We start from the raw sequence: 21,887 nt of genomic DNA on the forward strand, positions 1-21,887 counted from the left end.
TATGATTATAGAAGTATTAGTAAATGGAATTACCCTAGGCAGCATATATTGTTTGGCTGCCCTGGGTTTTAATATGATTTTTGGTGTATTAAAAATGTTAAACTTTGCTCATGGTGAAATATTAATGTTTGGAACTTTTGTTTTTTTTACCATGGTAAGCATATTTAAAATACCATTAATTTTAGCTATTATTTTAACTATAGTTATTACTGGACTTATAGGGGTTTTATTATATTTTATAGCTTATAAACCAGTATTAAAAGGAGATACAATGGCTCCCCTTTTAAGTTCATTAGGAGTTTCTATAATGTTAGAAGCTTTAGGACAACTTATATGGGGAACGGAAATAATACCTTTTCCAATAAATATACCTAAAGGAACATATTCTATTGCTTCAATAAAGCTGTCTAATATACAAATATTTATTTTCTTATTTTCTATAACTTTAATGATAATTTTATACAAATTTATAATGAAAAGTAATATTGGATTACAGATAAGAGCACTGTCTTATAATAGAAAATATGCAGAACTTATGGGAATAGAAACAGATAAAATTACTATGATAGTTTTTTCTTTAGCTACTATATTAGCTATGGTTTCAGGAATATTAAGTAGTATGTATTACGATGCCCTTTATGTCACTATGGGAAGTGGCGTAATGATTAAAGCTTTTGCTGCTGCTATTTTAGGTGGTATTGGGAGTATTCCAGGAGCCTTGGTTGGAGGATATATATTAGGAGTATCTGAGAGTTTAGTTGGAGCTTATATTTCTACATCCTATGTAGATGGAATAGCCTTTATAATATTAGTTCTAGTATTAATTATTAAACCTAATGGAATATTTGGTGAAGAAATTAAGGAGAAAGTATAGATGAAGTTATTTAATAATAACAAAATTATATTTTTAATAATTTTGGCAATATTGTTTATAGTACCTTTTATGATTACAAATCAATATATTCTACATATTATTATAACTATACTTTTATATAGCATATTAAGTATGAGTCTTAATTTTGTTAGTGGTAATGCAGGGCAAATTTCTGTAGGACATGCCGCTTTCTATGGGATAGGAGCTTATACAACTAGTATACTTATGATTAATGCTCACCTCTCTTTTATAAATGCTATGTTATTAGGTGGAGTGCTAGCAGGCATATGTGGAATATTTTTAGGGATACCATCTTTACGTGTAAAAGGGAACTACCTTTGCATAATAACTCTTGGATTTGGAGAAATAGTAAAATTAATATTGTTAAATTGGGATAAAGTAACCGGTGGACCTATGGGTATTTCCTCTATACCTAATCCAGAATTTTTAAACATATTTAAGGATAAAAACTTAGGATTTTATTATCTAATATTATTTTTATTTGTGATTTTCTTTGTTATATTATATAAATTAACTTATTCTAATTATGGATTGCTTATGTTAGCTGTTAGAGAAAATGAAATAGCGGCTACATCATTAGGAGTAAATATAACTAGCATAAAATTTTTTGCTTTTATAATAAGCTCCTTTATAGCAGGTATAGCTGGAGGATTTTATGCAACTTATGTTTCCTTTATAAGTCCAGAGTCTTTTATGTTTAAAGAATCTATAACTATTTTAGCTATGGTTATAATAGGAGGAAAAGGAAATATAGTTGGATCAATTATTGGAGCCATAGTGCTAGCTATTATTCCAGAGTTTTTAAGAGAATTTAATGATTACAGAATGTTATTTTATGGGTTAGGTTTAGTATTGATGATTGTATTTAGACCTGATGGAATTTATGGATTGAAATATAGAAAGAAATTTACGTATAAATCATAGAAGGGGTATATATGAACATATTAGAAGTAAAAGATTTAAATATAAATTTTGGGGGAATAACTGCAGTAGATAATTTGAATTTTTCAGTGAAAAAAGGAGAGATATTAGGGGTTATAGGTCCAAATGGAGCTGGTAAAACTACATTATATAATACTATTACAGGAATATATAAACCAAGTAAAGGGGATATATTTTTAAATAATAAAAAAATAACGGGAATGAAACCTTATAAAATAAGTAGATTAGGTATTGCAAGAACCTTTCAAAATATAAGGCTATTTAATTCTTTAACGGTTCTTGAGAATATTTTAGTAGGTAGGGTAAGTGAATTAAAAAAACTTGTTAAATTAAATCCTTATATGGAAGAAACCTGTGATATTTTAAAAGTTGTAGGATTAGAAAACGTAATTAACAATATGGCTTCTGATTTACCCTATGGACAGCAAAGAAAGGTAGAAATAGCTAGGGCTTTGGCTATTTCACCTAAGGTATTACTTTTAGATGAACCAGCCGCGGGTATGAATAATTATGAAAAACGGGATTTGAAAAATTTAATCAATATACTTAGAGAAGATTTGAATATAACAGTACTTATCATAGAGCATGACATGGGAGTTATAATGGAGTTATGTGACAGAATTCTAGTATTAGATTACGGGAAAAAAATTGCTGAAGGTAGCCCAGAGGAAATAAGCAATGATGATAATGTAATAAAAGCTTATATGGGTAAAGGTATAAAGGAGATTTAACATGTTAATAGTTAAAGATATTAATGTAAATTATGGGGTTATTCCTGCTCTAAAGCAAATATCTATAAACGTTAATGAAGGGGAAATAGTAACTATAATAGGTAATAATGGTTCTGGAAAATCTACATTATTAAAAGCATTAACAGCACAATTAAAATATACTGGAGATATTTCTTTTTATGGGGAATCTTTAAAAGGGATGAGCACTCATAAAATAGCTCAAAAGGGGATATGCTTAGTTCCGGAAGGTAGAGGCATATTTCCTTTGATTACAGTAGAGGAAAATTTACTTTTGGCCTTTTGTAACAAGATAAATAAAGGTACTAAAGATGAAAAATTACAAGAGGTTTATACAAGATTTCCAAGATTAAAAGAAAGAAGAACCCAATTGGCAGGTAGTTTAAGTGGAGGAGAACAACAAATGCTTGCTATAGGACGAGCTATCCTATCTAGCGCTAAGTTGATATTACTAGATGAACCTTCTATGGGATTAGCTCCTATTATGGTGGAGGAAGTTTTTGAAACTATAAAATCTATAAATAAGGAAGGAACATCTATACTTTTAATTGAGCAAAATGCTTCTATGGCTTTAAAAGTATGTAATAGAGGATATGCTTTAGAAAACGGGAAAATAGTATTAGAGGGTAGTACAGAAGAGTTGATTAAAAGCAATTTTATTAAAAAAATTTATCTTGGAAGATAGAGTTCATATTAAAAGAGAGGTTAGTTTTATGGATATAAAAAACATATGCCAGAATTTATATGCTACATTAAATTTAGAGAGAAAAATGGTAGGGATTAAATTTATATTTACAAAAGAGCATTTTGAAAAATTAGACATTCCTAAATTAAATAGCAAAGTGAATTATTGCTACATGGTTAAAATGGCTTCTAATGGAAGAGAATTTAAAGCTAATGAAGAAAATTTTAAATGTTTAGCCTCTGCAAGAGCTTTAGGTATAATTTCTAGTAATAATTATGTAGACTCAGGACAGCACTATGGAAAACATGGCCTATATGATAGCTTAGCTACGGCTAAAAAGGTACAAAAGGATATTACATTTATAAATCATTCAATATATGGTATAGAAATTAGACCTTTAGAAAATTTTGTAGAAGAGCCAGATGTAGTTGTTATTATAACTAATCCATATAGTGTAATGAGAATAGTTCAGGCATATACTTATAAATATGGAGTACATAAAAATATAACTTTAGGCGGCAATCAAGGAATATGTTCTGAATGTACAGCAGTTCCTTACGAAAACAATGATATTAATATATCAACTTTGTGTTCTGGAACAAGATTTTTTTGTAAATGGGATGAAAGTGATATGGGGGTAGGATTTCCATTTAATAAGCTTAAAGACATTGAAAATGGAATATTAAAAACATTAAATCCAACCGAGCCAAATCATAAGAAAAAAGAGATAGAATTAAAGACTAAAAATATAGAGAATAATATTGATGTAAAGTATAATGAAAACTATTTTGTTAATTATAAATAATGCTAGAATTAAACTTAAAAAATAAATTTTCATTATATTGGCTTTATTTTAAAATTTTTATTAAAGAATTAGTATTGCATAACATAAAGCACTATGTAGATTATTTTAGAGTGAATAATTTATATAGTGCTTATTTTATATTTATTGTAGATTATAAATTGTAGATTATAATAAGTATAGTTAAGCTTTTATTATATTTATTTTGTAATGTTTTATTGTGTTTAAATAGTAGGAATTTCATCATTTTTAATGATAATAAGTAGAATTTTTATAGTATTTAATGTAATTAGAAATTATTTAATTAAACATATTACAATTGTACAAAAAATTTGATATATTATTTATAAATAGAATATGGTATTAAATACATTATTTATTTGAAGTGGGTGTGTAAAATAAATAGGTGAAGGGGTATAAATATGGAAGCTAAGCAGGTTTTAGAGATTTCACTTTCTGTAGGAAAAATGCTTCTAAGTAATGGAGCAGAATCCTATAGAGTTGAAGAGACAATTGAGAGAATTTGCAGGGCATATAATTTACAATGTGAGTGTATGGTTACTGCTAAGGGTGTTTTTTTGTCTATTATAGATGATAATAATGAAAAGGTAACTTCACTTAAAAAAGTAAAAACAAGAGGAGTAGACTTAGCTAGAATAGATCGCCTTAATTCTTTTTCTAGAAGCCTTCAAGATAATCCTATTTCTTATAATGAGGCTAAAGAAACTTTAAAAGAAATAGATTCTCTGCCATTTTTCAGTTTGCCAGTAAGGATTGTAGCTGCAGGCATGACTTCTTTTGTTTATTCCTTATTTTTTAATGGTACAATTTACGATGCCATTGTTTCAACTTTTATTAGTATGGGGATTTATTACATGTTAGATAGGGTATCTAAGGTTGGATTTTTTCAATTTTTTCAATTTTTCTTTGCAGGCTTTATCATAGGAATATCAAGTTTAGTTGCGGAAAATATATTCCCACTTGTAAGTAGAGGAAACATTATAACTGGAGGAATAATGATATTAGTTCCAGGAGTGCCACTTACAAATGGTATAAAAGATATTATCTATGATGATTTTATGTCTGGTATAGTAAAGTTTGGAGAGGCAATGCTAGTAGTAACTGCTATGGGAGCAGGAATTGCTACAGCATTGACATTGGGAGTAGGTGTTAAGTGGTGATAAAACAAATTATATTAGCGTTTTTCGGAAGTGTGTTTCCCGTTGTACTCTTTAATATTGATAGAAAAAAAATAATATGGACTGGTTTTGCAGGTTCCATTGGTTGGACGGCATATCTTATAGTATATAATTATATATATAGCCCTGTTATGGCATCCTTTGTTGGAGCTTTTATGGTAGGGTTATATAGTGAATTTATGGCAAGAAAGCTTAAAACACCTGCTATGCAGTTTTCTATACCAGGTATATTCCCATTGGTACCAGGAATTACTGCTTATTATGCTATAAATTCTATAGTTGAGCAAAATTATTCTTTAGCCTATTCTAAGGGATTTCAAACTGTAGCTGTAGGTGGAGCAATTGCTTTTGGCATAATGCTTTCTTCCACTACTGTTAGGTTTATTACGAAAATAACACAAACTAAAAGAGTGAAATAAAGCATATTTAATTTTAATGTAACAAATATAAAAAATATGCGCAATAAACCATGCGAATAAGCTTTAGAAGTTCTTAATTTGGCGGAATTTAAAATTTGCGTAATTCCTCACAGGACGTGAGGAGCCGATGGTGAAGCTACGGATGGCGCCTCTAGCGGGTAGAAAATTTTTAATGTAGCCCAATTTAGAATTTCTTAGCGAAATGAGTTGATTTATAAGGGAATTTTTATATTTGTGGAATTAAAATTAAATATATTTTCAGATTTGATCTGTACAATAAGCTTTTGGGAGGAATTTTATGTTATTTGATATAAAATTAGATAAAAATTCACCAGTATATATTCAGATAAGTGATTATATAAAATCTATGATACTAAAGGGAATGATAAGAAAAGATGAAAAATTGCCATCTACTAGAGAGTTAGCTTCTATGCTTAAGGTTAGTAGGAATACTATTATATCTGCTTATGAGTTTTTAGAGGATGATGGATTTATATATATAAAAAAGGGAAAGGGCGCTTTTGTTTCCAATGTTAACATTCATGTTGAAGAAAAATGGACAGTTAATTGGGAAAAGAATATAAACGATTATGCTAAGAAAGCTGAAAGTTTAGATATTATAAAACATGAAATCCCCTGGGAAAAGGGAATGATATCTTTTAAAAGTATTTCTCCAGATGAGAATTTATTTGATTTAGAGGAATTTAAAAAAGCTTTTTTAAATAGATTTTCTTTAGAAGGAGAAAAAATATTAAATTACGGTTATGCTATAGGATATAGGGATTTAATAAATTATATTATGAAATATATGAAAAATAAAGGAGTGGATACATCAAATAAAAAGATATTGATAACTAATGGTTTTACAGAAGGCTTTGATATCGTATTATCTTCTCTAATACAAAAAGGAGATAAAGTATTATGTGAAAATCCTACTCATAATACAGCTATAAAAATAATGAAAATGCATGATATTGAAATTGTAGGTATTGATATGGACAAAGACGGTATAAATATAGATAAATTAAAAGAGACTATATGTAAAAACAATATAAAATTAGCTTATTTGGTACCCTCTTATCATAACCCTACAGGTATAGTTATGAGTCCAGAAAAAAGAATAAAAATATACAATATATTAAAAGATAATAACATACCTATAGTAGAGGATGGTTTTAACGAAGAACTAAGATATTCTGGTGATCATGTATCTCCTATGATTGCTTTTTCTGGTAAGGGTAATAGTATTATCTATATAGGAAGCTTTTCAAAGGTACTTTTCCCTGGAATAAGAATAGGTTGGGTATTAGGAGATGAAAAGCTCATAGACTATTTAGAAAGTGTAAAAAGAAGTAGAAATATCCATACATCCTTTTTAGATCAGGCTATATTATATGAATATTTAAAGAGTGGAAATTTTGAAAAATATATTAAAAAAGCTAGGAAAATATATAAAGAAAAATATGAATTTGCTTTAAAATGTGCTAAAAAATATATACCTGCACAATATATAACAGGAGAAGGTGGTCTTCATATATTTGTAAAATTAAAAAATATAAAATCAAGAGAATTATTAAAAGAGTGTTGCAAAAGAGGAGTAATTTTTACTCCAGGAGACATATTTTATGTAGATAACAAAGGAGAAGACACTTTTAGATTAGGTATATCTAGAGTTTCTTTAGAAGAAATAGAAAAAGGTTTTAAAATTATAGGAAATTCAGCAAAAAAACTTATAAATAATTATATTTAGTGAAAATTTTGTTAAATTAATGTATAATATTAATAAAAATATTAAAATGGTGGTGATTTTATGAAAAAAGGATTGAGAAATACCCTTATAGTAGTAGGGATAATTTTATTAATACTATTTCCTTTAATAGGAACATATAACAAATTAGTATCTATGGAGCAAAATGTTAACAGAGCAGCTTCTAATATTGATACTAATCTTCAAAGAAGATCTGATCTTATATCAAATTTAGTAGAAACAGTTAAAGGTTATGCTGCACAGGAAAAAGATATTTTTAAAGGTGTAGCAGATGCAAGATCAAAATTGGCAGGAGCACAAAAAATAGATGAAAAAGCTCAAGCTAATGAAGAGTTATCAGGAGCTTTATCAAGATTATTAGTGGTAGTAGAAAGATATCCAGACTTAAAATCTAGTCAAAATTTTAAAGATTTATCAGTAGCTATAGAAGGAACTGAAAATAGAATAGCTATTGCAAGGCAAGATTATAATGAATCAGTAAATAATTATAATACTGGTATAAGGAAGTTTCCAAATTCTATTATAGCTGGTATGTTTAGATTTAGTGAAAAACCATATTTTAAAGCAGAAGCAGGAGCAAGTAAAGCACCCAAAGTAGATTTCTCAAAGTAGGTGAAAAAAGTGGAAAAATTTTTGAAAAAAAATCTAAGTAAGATGGGATTAACTTTTATATTAATAATGACCTTAATTATATCCTTCCCAATGCTTACAAAGGCACAAAAAAATTTTCCTCAGCCTACAAATTTAAAATATGTTAATGATTATGTTGGAGTTATGGATGATGCAACTAGAGGTGAAATTGTTACAATAGGAAATGAGCTAGAGAAAAAGACAGGAGCACAAGCTACAGTTGTTGTAATAAATTCACTAGAAGGATCAGATATAGAATCTTATGCTAATAATTTGTTTAGACAGTGGGGAATAGGGGAAAAGAATAAAAATAATGGACTTATGATACTTTTGTCTGTAAATGATAAAAAATGGAGAGTAGAGGTAGGAAAAGGATTAGAAGGGGTAATAACAGATACCTACTCTTCTAGAGTAATGGATGATGTAGCTAAGCCTTTACTTAAAGAAGGAAAATATGGAGAAGCTATTAGAGCTGCGTATTCTACGTTTGCAGGTGATATTGGTACGGAGCGTAATGTTACCTTAGAACAAAATGATGCAATTCAGGTTTCACAACAAGATTCAGAAGGGATTAGTTGGTTTGGGCTTATAATGTGTTTTATAATTTTTATTATAGTTATAGTGGTTATTATTGCTGTAGCAGCTAGCGGAAGCAATAGAAGAGACTACTATGGAAGGGATCGTTATAGAAGAGACCATTGGGACGATGATCACTTCCACCATGGCGGAGGCTTTGGAGGATTCGGCGGAGGTGGTTCTTCTGGTGGAGACTCTGGCGGCTTTGGCGGTGGAAGTTCCGGTGGAGGAGGATCTTCAGGTGAATGGTAGATTTTAGAGTTTTAGATTGATGCTTGATAGTTTAATTAGGAGTTTTTGTTTTTTGCAAAAACTCTTTAATTTTATAGGAGAAACACCTAAAATAGATTTTTAAAGTAGGTGAAAAAATATGAAAAAATTTATAAATAGAAATTTCAATAAACTAGGTTTAGCTTTTATATTAATAATAACCTTAATTATATCTTCACCAGTATTAGTAAAGGCGGAAAAGAATTTTCCTAAACCTACAAATTTAAAATATGTAAATGATTATGTTGGAGTTATAGATGGTGAAACTAAAGAGTATATTGTTTCAGTAGGAAATGAGTTAGAGAAAAAAACCGGAGCACAAATGTCAGTGGTTGTAATAGATTCACTGGAAGGATCTGATGTAGAATCCTATGCTAATACTTTGTTTAGACAGTGGGGACTAGGACAAAAAGGTAAAGATAATGGAGTTATGATACTTCTATCTGTAAAGGATAAAAAGTGGAGAGTAGAAGTAGGAAGAGGCTTAGAAGGAAGAATAACGGATATTTATTCTTCTAGAGTAATGGAAGAAGTAGCTAAACCTTTACTTAAAGAAGAAAAATATGGTGAAGCCATGAAGAAGGTCTATTCTGTATTTGCAGATGATGTAGCTAAAGAATACAATGTTACTTTAGAAAAGAATGAAAAAGTTAAAGTGCCACAAAAGAAGAAGAGCGGAGGAGGCGTTATACCCGCTATAATTTTCATTATAATTTTATTAAGTATTTTTGGTGGAAGAGGTGGAAGACGAGGAAGAAGAACTTCCATTTGGGATCTTATATTCCTAAATTCACTTTTCTCTAATAGAAGAAATAGATGGGATGACGATGATGATGACCCATTCGGCGGCGGAGGCTTTGGAGGTTTTGGAGGCTTCGGCGGTGGAGGATCCTCTGGTGGCGGAGGTTTTGGCGGTTTTGGCGGCGGAAGTTCCGGTGGAGGAGGTTCTTCTGGCGGATGGTAGCCTGCATTTTATAGATTACAAAAGTATAGTTTTAATAAGGAGTTTTTGCTTTAGGGCAAAGACTCTTTAATTTTATAATAAAGAATAATACTAATTTTTTAGGAAAATAGGAGATGACAATATGCTTAAAAGAGATACTAGAGTTCAAATCGTTATTGTGGAGAATGGTAAGTATATACTAATAAAGCACTGGGTTAAATTAGAAAATAGATATTTTTGGGCTTTACCTGGTGGCGGAAGAGAAAAGGGTGAAAGCTTAGAAGAAGCAGCTATAAGGGAAGCTAAAGAAGAAACAGGATTAGATATAGAGCTTTTCCCCTTAACATATGAATCGTTACCACCAATAAAAAATTCTATGTATAAAAATATGGTAACTTTTATTGGATATCCAGTAAAGGGAGAAGCAAAGGTAGGATATGATCCAGAGGAAGAGCTAAAAAATCTTTATGGATTAGTAGATATAAAGTGGCAAGACTTAGGAGATAAAGAAGGATTAACAGATGTAACTATAAGAGATGTAGAGGGGATATTAGATAAGTTTGAAATAGAAGATATAAAAGAGGAAAAAATTTTTTTAATATATAGACAGAAGGATAGTATAAGGGAGTATCTAGTTTTAAATAATATTAATAGCATAAAGGAGCAGTGTATCTCATCCAATATAAATAAAAGTGTAAGTGATAATAAAATAAAATTCTTATGTTTAAATAAAGACAATGAATATACTTTCTGTGGAGATAATTGTAGTTTAAATTCAAAACGCTGTAGTGCAGAAGTATATTTACAAGAAATATTAGGTATTAAATTAAAAAATGTAATAGGGCAAAAAAAATTAGGCATATTTTTGTATAAAAAAAATAATAATTTTTTCAAAAGAAATATTACCCTGATTCCGTTGAAAAAAGAAGAAAAAATTTATAAAGAACACAGTTTTATAAAAGAAGAAGATGTATTAAAAGAAAAAAATTCAGAAGATTTAGTTAGAATATTTACATTTATCAAGGATAATATATAAATAAGTTTGTAAAACTAATATTAATGATGGGGAAAAACACATATTAAAGATGCTATTCCATAAAAAGGAAAAAGCCTTTTTTTATAGAAGAATTTAAGGGAAAGCAATTTAAAGTAATTAGGAGGTAATTAAATGGATGTGTTAGAAGGGATATTATTAATATTAGTAGGGGTAACCTTTATATTTTGGATTGTGTTAACTTTTATAAATCTTTGGTATAAGAGTAAAGAAGGTGGAAAAGTTGTTTTAAATATAAAACGAGGTATAGAGCGAAATATTATGATACTTATGTCTTTAATAATAATCTTATTTTCTCTTTTAAATGATAATCCTAATACTTATATAGAAATAATAATAGGTATAGTTATATTATATAATGGTGTAGAAAGATTTGAAATAATGGAAAATGGAATTTTTGTAGAGGGAAACTTTAAAAAATGGGAAGATATAGAATCATGTAAATGGCATGAGAGACTAGATCATACTTTAATAATAAGGGGAAAGGAAGATGTGGATTATTTAAGAAGATTTAATACTATAAAACTAAGGATCAAAAAAGAGGAACAAGAACAAGTTTTTAAAATAATAAATAAAAAGATAGCTCAGGTTTCTTAAGGAATATAGACATTACAAGATAGTATTAATTTGAGATTAGGTTTCAAAATAAAACATTAATATGTATAAATTTGAGAATCTTAATTTAAGGGATATCTATTTTCCTGTTTTAAAGCCATGGTATACTTCTTGCTATTATTTAATAATAGGCATTATTTTTAGCAGGAGGTATTTATATGGTACAATCAAAAAATAAACAATTAGTTAGAGGTGCATTATTAATAGCAATAGGGTTATTATTGCCTTATTTGTTTCATGGAATAAAAAATGCAGGATCAATATTTTTACCAATGCATATTCCTATTCTTATAGGAGGTTTTATATTAAGTCCTTATTTTGCTTTAGCAGTAGGAGTATTAACCCCTTTATTAAGTCATTTATTTACAGGTATGCCACCATTCCCATTTGTTTATGTAATGGTAGTTGAATTATTAACTTATGGAGTGGTTATATCAATATTATATAATAAAAAGAAAATGGGAATATACCCATCATTAATAATTGGAATGTTAAGTGGAAGATTGGCTAATATATTATGTAATTATTTAGTTTTACATTTAATAATGACAAAACCTTTTAAATTTCCAGTTGTATTAGCAGGATTATTTGTAAAAGGTTTGCCGGGTATAATTATTCAATTAATACTTATACCTATATTAGTTAAATCACTAGGGAAAGTAGAATTAGGAAAGGCTGTATAATATGGATGATAAAGAGTTTTTTAATAATTTAGCAGAAAAGTGGGATAGTATGTGTTCCCACCCTAAAGAAAAAATAGAATATATTCTTTCAAAAGCAAATTTGAAAGAAGGAGATAAAGTTTTAGATATAGGTAGTGGTACAGGGGTGCTTATACCTTATTTAGAAAATATAATTTGTAATATTGGGCATATAACTGCTATGGATATAGCAGAAAATATGTTAAAGGTATCAAAAGGAAAAAATACATACTCTAATTTAGATTTTATAGTAGGAGATTTTTTAGGGTATAAATCTAAAAAAACTTTTGATTGTATAACAGCATATTCCTGTTATCCTCATTTTAAGGACAAGGATAAGTTAGCAGATAGAGCTTATGAACTACTTGAAGAAGGTGGTAGATTAGTTATAGCTCATAGTGAAAGTAAGGAGAAGATAAACTCTAGACATAAAGATGTAGATCATAAGATAAAGTCTCACATATTACCTAAGGTGAAATATACTGCAGAATTAATGGAAAAACATAATTTTAAAACTATATATACAGAGGATAATGAAGAATATTATATTTATATAGGTGCAAGAAACAAATAATTTGATTAGATAAATTTTATGCATGATTAACCAAAATAAGAGTGTGGAGTAAATTTTATATTTTTACTCTACACTCTTATTTAATTTAATTCATCCTCTTTTTCATTTCCCCTTTGATCTTCTTTGTATTCTAAAATATCTCCAGGTTGACAATTCAATTCCTTGCATATTGCTTCTAAAGTGGAAAATCTTATAGCCTTTGCTTTATTATTTTTTAGAATTGATAAATTAGCATTAGTTAAATTAATTTTTTCAGCTAATTCTTTAAGAGACATTTTTCGTTTTGCCATCATAACATCTAAATTAACTACAATTGACATAATAAAACTCCTATTCTATGTTATATCGTTAGATCATTTTCATCTTTTATCTGGACAGCTTTTTTAAAAATTTCAGCTAAAACTAAGGCCATAAGACCTAATACTAAATATAAAATACAACTTGGTTTAATGGAGATGTTTTCCGTACCCATAATTATAAAATTACTTGGTTTTTTTAAATTAACGATACCATCTATAATTGATAAGAATATCATAAAATAACCTATTATTTTAAAACTTTTAACATTTTTTAAAGTAAAGGGATTAGATTCTATGCTGTATACTATTTTTAGAAGATTCCATGCAATAACAAGATAAACTGCAATTATAAGTAGAGAAGCTAGAATACTACTAATATTATGGAAGAGTTCTTTTGGAGCAAATAATACCATAAGGACAAAGTGGAAGAGCATAATTCCACAAACAAATACTATAAGAACTAAAAGTATTTTAATGAAATTTAATGAAAAATTTTCTTTCATGAATGAATCACTCCTATCTATATTCTTATATGGATAAATTGGAAATATTTGTATTTATTAATTATAACATACAATAAATTTTATTGTATGTCAATAATATATTATTGTAATTCGATAATATATTATTGATTATGGATAAAAAACTGTAATGATTTTTAAAAAGGCAAATTTTAATCTACCTAATGTTGGATATATTTCCATAATAATTTTATTTCATCTACAAGTAGTGAGAGTTTACGTTATAATATAAATAATAATATAATCTGTATATAGAGTTTGTAAATATAATGAATAAAATGACATGGAGAAGCGCAGCATTAACTAGATATAAAAGGGAGATGAAAATCATGAGAATAATGCATACCTCCGATTGGCACCTAGGAAAGAACCTTGAAGGATTTAGTAGAATGGATGAGCAGGAAAAATTTATAGAGGATTTTATTAACATTGTGGATAAAAATAATATAGATATGGTGATAATAGCTGGGGATATATATGACAATGGGAATCCCCCAGCTAGAGCAGAAAAAATGTTTTATGATTGTATAAAAAAAGTAAGCAATAAGGGAGAAAGATTAGTTTTAATTATAGCAGGGAATCATGATAATCCAGAGAGATTAGTTGCTGCAAGTCCTTTAGCTTATGATGAGGGAATAATACTTATGGGTACCCCTAAAACTATAATTCCAAAGGGAAAGTATGGGGATTTTAAGGTAATAAATTCAGATTTGGGATGTTTAGAAATAGAGGTAAAGGGAGAGAGGACAGTAATTATATCTTTACCTTACCCTAGCGAAAAAAGATTAAATGAGATATTGTCTAAAGAAATGGACAATGATGAAGATAGAAGAAAAACTTATTCAGAAAGAATAGGAGAAATATTTTCTAATTTACAAGAAAAATATTATAAAGATGACACTGTTAATTTAGCTATTTCTCATATATTTGTAGATGGATCAGAGGAAACAGATTCTGAAAGACCTATACAATTGGGAGGAAGTTTAGCAGTAGATGCAGACAAGTTACCTAAAAAAGCTCAGTATATAGGACTTGGACATCTTCATAAACCACAAAAGGTAAGGGGATTAGGTAATGCCTATTATTCCGGTTCACCACTGCCCTATAGTAAAAGTGAAAGAGGCTATAGTAAAGGGTGTAAGATAATAGATGTACATCCAGGAGAAAAAGCTATTATTGAAGATGTTTATTTTAACAACTATAAACCTATAGAGGTATGGAGTTGTAATGGAATAGAAGAGGCTATAAATAAATGTAAAGAAAATAAAGAAAAGGATATGTGGCTATATTTACATATAAAAACAAAGGAATATATAAGTACGGAAGATATAAAAGCATTAAAAGAAATAAAAAAAGATATAGTGGAGATAGTACCAGAGATAGAGGAAAAAAGGGAAGAAGTTTTTAAAGGAAATATAAAAGAAAAATCTATGGCAGAATTATTTAAATCCTTTTATTTTAATCAAAGAGGAATAGAGGCTAATGAAGAATTAATGGATTTATTTTTAAGTATAGCTCAAGAGGAGGATGCACATGAAACCGAAGAAACTTGTGATTAAAGGTTTAAACAGTTTTATAGAAAAGCAGGAAATAGATTTTGAAACTTTAGTTAATAGAGGTTTGTTTGGTATATTTGGCCCTACGGGCAGTGGAAAATCCAGTATATTAGATGCTATAACTATTGCTTTATATGGAGATATAGCAAGGGATAGTACTCAGTTTATAAACTTAGATACAGATTCCTTATTTGTAAGCTATGAGTTTGACATAGCCTCAGTGAACAAAAGAGAAGACTATATTGTTTCTAGAACAGTAAAAAGAGATAAAAAAGGTGGTTATAAGACTACTGCAGCTAGGTTAGTTAAAAATAGTGAAGGTGAAGAAGAAATAATAGCAGATAAGCCTAGAGATATACAAAAAAATATAGAATCTATAATAGGTTTAACCGCAGAAGATTTTACTCGTTCAGTAGTGTTACCTCAAGGTAAATTTAGTGAGTTTTTAAAGTTAAGTGGGAAAAGCAGAAGAGATATGTTAGAGAGAATATTTGGACTAGAAAAGTATGGCAAAAAACTTTCAGAAAGAATAAGAAAAGCAAGAAATAAGGAAATATCCTCTTTAATATTAATAGAAGGAAGATTAGAACAGTATAAAGATATATCCAAGGAAAAATTACAAGAGCTAAAAATACAATATGAAAATTTATTAAAAGAGAAATCTAAAATAGCAAAAGAAAAAGAGGAAATGGATAAGCTTTATGAAAAGTATAAAAATATATGGGAACTTCAAGAAGAGTTAAATGTTTATTTAAATAAATTAGAAGATCTTAAAAAAGGGTTATTGGATATTGAAGGGAAAAAAGTAAAAGTAGAAAAAGGAAAGAATGCCTTAAATGTTAAACCCTATATAGATGAGATCAACAAAATTGAAAGAGATAAAAATATAAATGAAAAGGAATTAAATGCTGCAATAGAGCAGTTAAAAAATATAAATTTAAATTTGAAAAATTTAGAGGATGAATATAAGAAAGCATCAAAGGATAAAGAAGAAAAAATCCCTTTATTAATGCAAAAAGAAAATAATTTACTACAGGCTATAGAAATAAAGAAGAAGGTTGAAACTATAAAGAGAGAAAAGGCAACTTTAGCACAAAAATATAAAGAAAAAGATGCTTCAATAAAAAATAAAAATATAGAGAAGAGAAATATAGAAGATAATATAAATAAAATTTCTGAGGAAATAAAATTAAAAGATGAAGAAACAAATTCATTAAAAATAGATGGGGATAGAAGGGAAAAGATACAGAAACTATATGAAATAGATAAAGAATATAAAAGATTAAATTTAGAAGTTTATAATATAACAGAAAAAATAAATAAAAAAATAAAAAGTTTAAAAGAGTATGAATTAAAGTATAAAGACACATTAGAAGCACAGAAGGATATAAATAAAAAATTAGAATATGTTTTAGATAAAAAAGAGGAATTAATAAAAAACTCTCATGGAAGTAATGATATTTTGCTTGATAAAAAAGATTACATAAATAAATTAGGTGAAACTTTTAATAATTTAAATAAAATAAATGATAAAAAACAGGAATTAAAAAAAAATCTAAAAGAAAAACAAGTAGTAAAATTAAATTTAGAAAAACAGCATAAAGAAATATTAGAAATATTAAAGTTTAAAGAAGAAACGGTTGTGAGTCTAGAGGGAAAAATAAAAGATATAGAAAAAATGGATATGGCCTTTATATTAGCCGCTAATTTAAAGGAGCAGGAGCCATGCCCTGTTTGTGGATCTATGCATCATATTAAATTAGCTAAAAAGGTTGATATAAAAGAATTAGAAATTTTAAAAGAAGAACATAGTACTATTTTTAAAGAATTAGAAAATATAAAAATAGAAGAAAATGAAAAAAATATACTTTTAATTTCTATGGAAAAAGAAGAAGAATTAATATTAAAGGAATTAGAAAATTTAAAAGAGCAATTAAAAGATAGAAACTTAGAGTATATAAGAGAAGAACTACAAAAAGAAAAAAATGATTTTCAAGAATTAAATAAAAATATAAAGTCCTGGGAAGAAGAAAAATTAATATTAGAAGAAAATATAAACAGGCTACAAAAAGAAAAAAACCATATAGATAAAGAGGAAGCTAAAAATCATGAAGCTATATCAAAGGAGAAAGAACTAATAGCTTCTATAAAAAAGGACAAGGAAGAAAGAAAAATATTATTTAAGGGAAAAGAAAAAGAATATTTAAATTTAAAAGAAGAAATTAAAGTTTCTAATGTGGAAGAAGAAATAAGCAGAATTAGAGCTTCTGATAAAAAAATAGAGGAATATAATAAGGTTATAAAAAATAAAAGAGAAATTTTAGAGAGTGAGAATAATAAAAGAGAAGAAATAATTAAGCACATAAATACTATGGAAATAGAGTTAGGCAAAATAATAGAAGCTGGAAAAGAAAAGAAAAATTTTATAGACAAAGAAGAGGGGGAAATAAAAAAATTAAATGTAGGAGAGATTTCTAAGGAACATTTAGATGATGTAAAAAAAGCTATAGAGAATATAAAGGGAAAAGAAGAAACTTTAAAATCTAAGTTAGAGTTAGAAGGTAAAAATAGAGAAGTATTATGGGAAAATAAAATAAGTAAGGAACAAATAAAAATTAATCTAGAAAAACTTTATAATGAAAAATTTATTCAGTTAAATAGAGCATTAGAGGAAAATAAATTCCATACTTTAGAAGATGCAAAATTAATGTTAATATGTAAAGAAGAAATAAAGGAATTGGAAAAAGAAATAGAAGAATTTGAAAAAGAGTATAATAATTTAAATATGAATATAGAAAGAGTAAATAAAAAATCGAAGGGGGAAAGGATAGAGGAAGAAAGTTGGAAAGGTATAAGGCTTAAAAAAGAAAATAAGGAAAAAGAACTAGAGGATATAATTAAAAATATTGTAATAGAAGAAAAGCTTATAAGTGATATGGAAAATAATATAAAGGCACTAAAGGATCTATTAGATGAAAAAGAAAAGGTGTCTCATAAAAAAGCTTTGTTAGAAGATATAGATAAATTAGTTCAGGGAAATAAATTTGTAGAATTTGTAGCTATGAATCAGTTAGAGTATATAGTTTTTGAAGCTTCTAAAAGACTTAAGGATATAACTAGAGGAAGATATGCATTAGAATTAGATTGTAATGGGAACTTTACTATGAGGGATGATTTTAATGGAGGCGGTATAAGACCTACAAATACTTTGTCTGGTGGGGAAACCTTCTTAACATCATTGGCGCTAGCTTTGGCGCTGTCTTCACAGATACAGCTAAAAGGAAGCTCCCCTTTAGAATTTTTCTTTTTAGATGAGGGCTTTGGGACTTTAGATAGTGAGCTTTTAGATACAGTTATGACTTCTTTAGAAAATTTAAGAAGTGATAGATTAAGTGTAGGAATAATAAGTCATGTAGAGGAACTTAAAAATAGAGTACCAATAAAACTTATAGTAGATCCTGCAGTGCCAGGAGAGGGTGGAAGTAAAATAAAAATAGAGTATAGCTAATAGTAGACAAAATATGGAGGTAATTAGATGAAGAAATTAGAAGAGAAAATATTATACAAGGGTAAATGGATAGGTTTTAAGGAAATAAGTTATTTAAATAATGAAGAAAAGCTTTTAAAATGGGAGGCAGTAGAGAGAACTAATACAACTAAAGCTGTGGTTATTGTGGCAAAATTAGTTCCAACAGAGCGATATGTATTTATAAAACAGTATAGACCAGCTATAGATAATTATGTTATAGGATTTCCTGCGGGATTATTAGAACAGGAAGATATTGAGCTAGAGGCTAAAAGAGAATTAAAAGAAGAAACAGGTTATATAGGTAAGGTTGTGGATATAAGTCCAGAGATAAGACCTAATCCAGCTTTATTAACAGATTATGCTATATTAGTTCAAATGGAAATTGATGAAAATAATGAATTGAATAAAAATCCTAAACAAGAACTAGAACCTTCAGAGGATATAGAAGTTATATTAGTGTCTAAAGAAGAAAGTAGAGACTTTTTAATAGAACAAAAAAATAAGGGTGTAGATGTGGGGATAGGTCCTTGGTACATATTTGGATTTAAATTATAATTAACCGTTTATTAAGTGAATATAGTTTTATTTTTTAATTTAAATATAAAAAATAAGGTGTTTCAAAATAGATTTTATTATATGTATTAAAATTAAATCTGTTTTATTATGAAACATCTTCTTTTTTTGATTCATCAAGTGAGCAAAAGGGGCTTAAAAAATTTTATCTATATTTTAATTAAATTATAAAGTATTTTTATAGAGTTAACTTATATAAAATATATATATGAAACCTTCATAGTTAATGAAAGATATATAGAAATTAAAAAAATATATAACATTTGCATAATTTCCATCAAAAAAGAAATGAAATAAAAAATTCACTAGTGTATAATTGGGATATAATTAAATATAGTAACATATTATTAACGAAACTAGAATCCATTGATAAATAAGAGGTTGACACATCATGAAAATATTTATATATTAAATAAAAAGAAGGTTTTTATTCATTTGTTTAAAATATTTGCAAAATAAAATTTTAGTTTATATATTTTAAAAAAAATAAAAAAAATTTTATTGATAAAAATGCAAGTTTTCATTCAATGTGTTTCATAGCTGCTACTAATAATATAAAAACTTAGTACAATATACTTTAAAAAAATAAAAAAATTTAAAGAAAATATAAATATAATTGCTGCGTAATACAAAGTAACTTAATAAAAAAATAAATGGGGTGTTAATTTTATGTTTGACAGCGGGTAATATATTAAATTTCCCAATAAATGAATATTTAAAAATTAATTATTCATTTACCTAAAAATAATTACTAATAAAAATATTTTTTAAAAGAATAAACATATAAGTATGTATGTTATAGTAAAAAATAAGTTTAATTTTATTTTGGAGGTTTTTATTTATTATGCATCTTAAAAAGGAAAATGTAAAAAGATTGCTTTTAGTAATGATGGGAAGTTTAATATATGCCATAGGAGTTAATATGTTTCTTATTCCTCATAGATTACTAAGTGGGGGAGTTGCTGGTATCGCAATAATGCTTCAATATTTAACTAGTATACAATCAGGATATTATATCCTTCTTATAAATATACCTATATTCCTTATAGCTTTTAAGGAAGTAGATTTAGACTTTGGTATTTTCAGCTTTGTTGGAATGATAAGCATGTCTTCATTTTTAATTTTAAGTAGAAATTATATGGACTTTTACGTTATGAATGATATTTTACTTTCTTGTATATGTGGGGGCGTTCTAAGTGGAGCTGGTATGGGACTAATATTTAGAAACAGAGCTTCACAAGGAGGAACAGATGTAATATCTGTTTTAGCAAAAAGGAAACTTGGAATAAAGATATCAACTATAGATTTTATGATAAATTGTGTTGTAGTTACTATCGGTGCTTTACTAGGAAGTTTTGAAGTAGCTATTTATACAATGATATCTATGTTTGTAAAGTCACAGGTTATGGGAAAAGTTATAGAAGGCTTTGATGGTAAGAAAATACTATTTGTTGTGACAGATCATGATGAAGAAATAAAGAAACAATTATTAGAAAAATTAGGAGTAGGTGCAACTATTATGTATGGTGAGGGTGCTTACTCTGGAGCAAAAAGAAAAATAATATATTGTATTATGACTAGCCAACAAATAGTAAAAGCAAAAAAAATAATAGAAGATTTTGATGAACATGCATTAATATCTGTATCTAATACTACAGAATGTCAAGGTGGAGGTTTTAAAGCAGCGGCCTTTTAAAAATAAAAAAATAATAAGATTAATTATTAATTGAGAAAATAATGAGGGTTTATATTAAAATGCTTTTAATATAAACCCTTATTTTTATCTTTAATTAGTGGCTAGCTTCAAAGCTTCCACAATCTGTGGATTCAACACTTGCAGCCTCATGTGTATGCTTAGTTACTTGGATTTTGTTAAGTGTACAATAGTCTGTGCTTTGAGCGTGATATTTACATTCGTGAACACTACATCCTATACTATCATTATGATTCATATTAAATTACCTCCTACAAATTGAAATGTTTTTTTATTTCTCTATTATTATTTGATTATAGATTTTTTTTATGTGTAGAAAAAATAGTAAATTATTTTTAAAATAATATTGTAATTTAAAAATAAATGTGATACATTATATTTAAACATATGAATGATTATTCATGTGTTCATATATAATATTAATTAAGATACAGTAAAGGAGAACATAAATATGGATAAAGAAAGACAGATAGATACTTGCACATGCAATGTAATTCACCATGATGTAGTAGATAAAGTTAAAGATAATATGATAGAAGAGGATAAAGTACAAGATTTAGGAGATTTTTTTAAGGTTTTATCAGAACCAACTAGAATAAAAATTTTATATGCATTGTCATCATCAGAAATGTGTGTATGTGATATTTCAAATCTTCTTAATATGACACAATCAGCAGTGTCTCATCAACTTAAAGTTTTAAGAACAGCTAGACTCATAAAATTTAGAAAAGAGGGTAAAGTTGTTTATTATTCATTAGATGACTCACATGTAGAGAATGTATTTAAGCAAGGATTAGAACACATAATGCATAGATAAAATTAAGTTTAATATTTTATTGTAATTTCAGAAATTTTGATTTTTTAATAACTATT

The 21,887-nt window shown here is 27.4% G+C and carries 23 protein-coding genes; 20 read left to right on the plus strand and 3 right to left on the minus strand.

What is annotated here, in order from left to right:
* Position 1 precedes the first annotated feature (1 nt).
* The 15 genes from ACYUEW_RS06190 to ACYUEW_RS06260 all read left to right on the plus strand — a co-directional run bounded on the left by ACYUEW_RS06190 (position 2) and on the right by ACYUEW_RS06260 (position 12,822).
* Positions 2-874: a branched-chain amino acid ABC transporter permease gene (locus ACYUEW_RS06190; protein WP_043031246.1), complete on the plus strand. Its 873-nt coding sequence runs from the start codon at positions 2-4 to the stop codon at positions 872-874.
* Positions 875-1,819, plus strand: coding sequence for a branched-chain amino acid ABC transporter permease (locus ACYUEW_RS06195; protein WP_460276441.1), 945 nt, complete (start codon positions 875-877; stop codon positions 1,817-1,819).
* Positions 1,820-1,830: 11 nt separating this feature from the next.
* Positions 1,831-2,568, plus strand: coding sequence for an ABC transporter ATP-binding protein (locus ACYUEW_RS06200; protein WP_460276442.1), 738 nt, complete (start codon positions 1,831-1,833; stop codon positions 2,566-2,568).
* Position 2,569: 1 nt separating this feature from the next.
* Positions 2,570-3,271, plus strand: a complete 702-nt coding sequence (locus ACYUEW_RS06205; RefSeq protein ID WP_030033355.1) for an ABC transporter ATP-binding protein — start codon at positions 2,570-2,572, stop codon at positions 3,269-3,271.
* Positions 3,272-3,299: 28 nt separating this feature from the next.
* Positions 3,300-4,076 carry a DUF169 domain-containing protein gene (locus ACYUEW_RS06210; protein ID WP_460276443.1) on the plus strand — a complete coding sequence of 259 codons (777 nt, stop codon included), beginning with the start codon at positions 3,300-3,302 and terminating at the stop codon, positions 4,074-4,076.
* A gap of 419 nt (positions 4,077-4,495) precedes the next feature.
* Positions 4,496-5,254, plus strand: coding sequence for a threonine/serine exporter family protein (locus ACYUEW_RS06215; RefSeq protein ID WP_030033357.1), 759 nt, complete (start codon positions 4,496-4,498; stop codon positions 5,252-5,254).
* On the plus strand, positions 5,248-5,691 hold the full coding sequence (locus ACYUEW_RS06220) for a threonine/serine exporter family protein (protein ID WP_030033359.1): 444 nt from the start codon (positions 5,248-5,250) through the stop codon (positions 5,689-5,691). Before ACYUEW_RS06215 ends, ACYUEW_RS06220 begins: the two co-directional genes overlap by 7 nt.
* Before the next feature lie 298 nt (positions 5,692-5,989).
* Positions 5,990-7,441, plus strand: a complete 1,452-nt coding sequence (pdxR, locus tag ACYUEW_RS06225) for a MocR-like pyridoxine biosynthesis transcription factor PdxR (RefSeq protein ID WP_460276444.1) — start codon at positions 5,990-5,992, stop codon at positions 7,439-7,441.
* Between the two features lie 60 nt (positions 7,442-7,501).
* Complete coding sequence (locus ACYUEW_RS06230; protein ID WP_003488346.1) at positions 7,502-8,071, plus strand: LemA family protein; 570 nt, start codon at positions 7,502-7,504, stop codon at positions 8,069-8,071.
* Positions 8,072-8,080: 9 nt separating this feature from the next.
* Positions 8,081-8,917, plus strand: coding sequence for a TPM domain-containing protein (locus tag ACYUEW_RS06235; protein ID WP_460276445.1), 837 nt, complete (start codon positions 8,081-8,083; stop codon positions 8,915-8,917).
* Between the two features lie 118 nt (positions 8,918-9,035).
* Positions 9,036-9,899, plus strand: coding sequence for a TPM domain-containing protein (locus ACYUEW_RS06240; RefSeq protein ID WP_460276447.1), 864 nt, complete (start codon positions 9,036-9,038; stop codon positions 9,897-9,899).
* A gap of 121 nt (positions 9,900-10,020) precedes the next feature.
* Positions 10,021-10,914: an NUDIX domain-containing protein gene (locus tag ACYUEW_RS06245; protein ID WP_460276448.1), complete on the plus strand. Its 894-nt coding sequence runs from the start codon at positions 10,021-10,023 to the stop codon at positions 10,912-10,914.
* 132 nt (positions 10,915-11,046) lie between these two features.
* Positions 11,047-11,529 carry a DUF5673 domain-containing protein gene (locus ACYUEW_RS06250; RefSeq protein WP_003488351.1) on the plus strand — a complete coding sequence of 161 codons (483 nt, stop codon included), beginning with the start codon at positions 11,047-11,049 and terminating at the stop codon, positions 11,527-11,529.
* Between the two features lie 176 nt (positions 11,530-11,705).
* A complete protein-coding gene (locus ACYUEW_RS06255) occupies positions 11,706-12,230 on the plus strand; it encodes an ECF transporter S component (protein ID WP_003488353.1) in 525 nt (174 codons plus the stop codon).
* Position 12,231: 1 nt separating this feature from the next.
* Complete coding sequence (locus ACYUEW_RS06260; protein WP_460276449.1) at positions 12,232-12,822, plus strand: class I SAM-dependent DNA methyltransferase; 591 nt, start codon at positions 12,232-12,234, stop codon at positions 12,820-12,822.
* A gap of 80 nt (positions 12,823-12,902) precedes the next feature.
* Here the strand turns inward: ACYUEW_RS06260 and ACYUEW_RS06265 are convergent, their stop codons facing one another.
* Together ACYUEW_RS06265 and ACYUEW_RS06270 are read right to left on the minus strand one after the other, a co-directional pair.
* On the minus strand, positions 12,903-13,142 hold the full coding sequence (locus ACYUEW_RS06265; protein WP_003488356.1) for a helix-turn-helix domain-containing protein: 240 nt from the start codon (positions 13,140-13,142) through the stop codon (positions 12,903-12,905).
* A 20-nt stretch (positions 13,143-13,162) separates the two neighbouring features.
* Positions 13,163-13,624 (minus strand): DUF2975 domain-containing protein, encoded by a 462-nt coding sequence (locus tag ACYUEW_RS06270; protein WP_003488358.1) that lies wholly within the window; start codon positions 13,622-13,624, stop codon positions 13,163-13,165.
* A gap of 347 nt (positions 13,625-13,971) precedes the next feature.
* Here ACYUEW_RS06270 and ACYUEW_RS06275 point away from each other — a divergent pair, with 347 nt between their 5' ends.
* From ACYUEW_RS06275 to ACYUEW_RS06290, 4 genes are all read left to right on the plus strand, one after another.
* The gene (locus ACYUEW_RS06275) at positions 13,972-15,201 is read left to right on the plus strand and encodes an exonuclease SbcCD subunit D (protein ID WP_460276450.1); all 1,230 of its coding nucleotides are present in this window, start codon (positions 13,972-13,974) and stop codon (positions 15,199-15,201) included.
* On the plus strand, positions 15,176-18,706 hold the full coding sequence (locus tag ACYUEW_RS06280; protein ID WP_460276452.1) for an AAA family ATPase: 3,531 nt from the start codon (positions 15,176-15,178) through the stop codon (positions 18,704-18,706). Before ACYUEW_RS06275 ends, ACYUEW_RS06280 begins: the two co-directional genes overlap by 26 nt.
* 27 nt (positions 18,707-18,733) lie before the next feature.
* On the plus strand, positions 18,734-19,282 hold the full coding sequence (locus ACYUEW_RS06285) for an NUDIX domain-containing protein (protein WP_460276453.1): 549 nt from the start codon (positions 18,734-18,736) through the stop codon (positions 19,280-19,282).
* An 862-nt stretch (positions 19,283-20,144) separates the two neighbouring features.
* Positions 20,145-20,996, plus strand: coding sequence for a YitT family protein (locus ACYUEW_RS06290; protein WP_003488366.1), 852 nt, complete (start codon positions 20,145-20,147; stop codon positions 20,994-20,996).
* A 94-nt stretch (positions 20,997-21,090) separates the two neighbouring features.
* Here ACYUEW_RS06290 and ACYUEW_RS06295 read toward each other — a convergent pair whose 3' ends face one another.
* Positions 21,091-21,252 (minus strand): DUF1540 domain-containing protein, encoded by a 162-nt coding sequence (locus ACYUEW_RS06295; protein WP_003488367.1) that lies wholly within the window; start codon positions 21,250-21,252, stop codon positions 21,091-21,093.
* Between the two features lie 213 nt (positions 21,253-21,465).
* On the opposite strand from ACYUEW_RS06295, the gene ACYUEW_RS06300 reads away from it, so the two are divergent.
* Positions 21,466-21,831 carry an ArsR/SmtB family transcription factor gene (locus ACYUEW_RS06300; protein WP_003488369.1) on the plus strand — a complete coding sequence of 122 codons (366 nt, stop codon included), beginning with the start codon at positions 21,466-21,468 and terminating at the stop codon, positions 21,829-21,831.
* Positions 21,832-21,887: the final 56 nt, after the last annotated feature.

The organism is Clostridium sp. CTA-1, assembly GCF_054768215.1.

Bases quoted from the DNA above. Each gene is read 5' to 3' on its own strand.
- ACYUEW_RS06190 (WP_043031246.1), top strand. From the start codon at position 2: ATGATTATAGAAGTATTAGTAAATGGAATTACCCTAGGCAGCATATAT.
- ACYUEW_RS06195 (WP_460276441.1), top strand. From the start codon at position 875: ATGAAGTTATTTAATAATAACAAAATTATATTTTTAATAATTTTGGCA.
- ACYUEW_RS06200 (WP_460276442.1), top strand. From the start codon at position 1,831: ATGAACATATTAGAAGTAAAAGATTTAAATATAAATTTTGGGGGAATA.
- ACYUEW_RS06205 (WP_030033355.1), top strand. From the start codon at position 2,570: ATGTTAATAGTTAAAGATATTAATGTAAATTATGGGGTTATTCCTGCT.
- ACYUEW_RS06210 (WP_460276443.1), top strand. From the start codon at position 3,300: ATGGATATAAAAAACATATGCCAGAATTTATATGCTACATTAAATTTA.
- ACYUEW_RS06215 (WP_030033357.1), top strand. From the start codon at position 4,496: ATGGAAGCTAAGCAGGTTTTAGAGATTTCACTTTCTGTAGGAAAAATG.
- pdxR (WP_460276444.1), top strand. From the start codon at position 5,990: ATGTTATTTGATATAAAATTAGATAAAAATTCACCAGTATATATTCAG.
- ACYUEW_RS06230 (WP_003488346.1), top strand. From the start codon at position 7,502: ATGAAAAAAGGATTGAGAAATACCCTTATAGTAGTAGGGATAATTTTA.
- ACYUEW_RS06240 (WP_460276447.1), top strand. From the start codon at position 9,036: ATGAAAAAATTTATAAATAGAAATTTCAATAAACTAGGTTTAGCTTTT.
- ACYUEW_RS06245 (WP_460276448.1), top strand. From the start codon at position 10,021: ATGCTTAAAAGAGATACTAGAGTTCAAATCGTTATTGTGGAGAATGGT.
- ACYUEW_RS06250 (WP_003488351.1), top strand. From the start codon at position 11,047: ATGGATGTGTTAGAAGGGATATTATTAATATTAGTAGGGGTAACCTTT.
- ACYUEW_RS06255 (WP_003488353.1), top strand. From the start codon at position 11,706: ATGGTACAATCAAAAAATAAACAATTAGTTAGAGGTGCATTATTAATA.
- ACYUEW_RS06260 (WP_460276449.1), top strand. From the start codon at position 12,232: ATGGATGATAAAGAGTTTTTTAATAATTTAGCAGAAAAGTGGGATAGT.
- ACYUEW_RS06265 (WP_003488356.1), bottom strand. From the start codon at position 13,142: ATGTCAATTGTAGTTAATTTAGATGTTATGATGGCAAAACGAAAAATG.
- ACYUEW_RS06270 (WP_003488358.1), bottom strand. From the start codon at position 13,624: ATGAAAGAAAATTTTTCATTAAATTTCATTAAAATACTTTTAGTTCTT.
- ACYUEW_RS06275 (WP_460276450.1), top strand. From the start codon at position 13,972: ATGAGAATAATGCATACCTCCGATTGGCACCTAGGAAAGAACCTTGAA.
- ACYUEW_RS06280 (WP_460276452.1), top strand. From the start codon at position 15,176: ATGAAACCGAAGAAACTTGTGATTAAAGGTTTAAACAGTTTTATAGAA.
- ACYUEW_RS06285 (WP_460276453.1), top strand. From the start codon at position 18,734: ATGAAGAAATTAGAAGAGAAAATATTATACAAGGGTAAATGGATAGGT.
- ACYUEW_RS06290 (WP_003488366.1), top strand. From the start codon at position 20,145: ATGCATCTTAAAAAGGAAAATGTAAAAAGATTGCTTTTAGTAATGATG.
- ACYUEW_RS06295 (WP_003488367.1), bottom strand. From the start codon at position 21,252: ATGAATCATAATGATAGTATAGGATGTAGTGTTCACGAATGTAAATAT.
- ACYUEW_RS06300 (WP_003488369.1), top strand. From the start codon at position 21,466: ATGGATAAAGAAAGACAGATAGATACTTGCACATGCAATGTAATTCAC.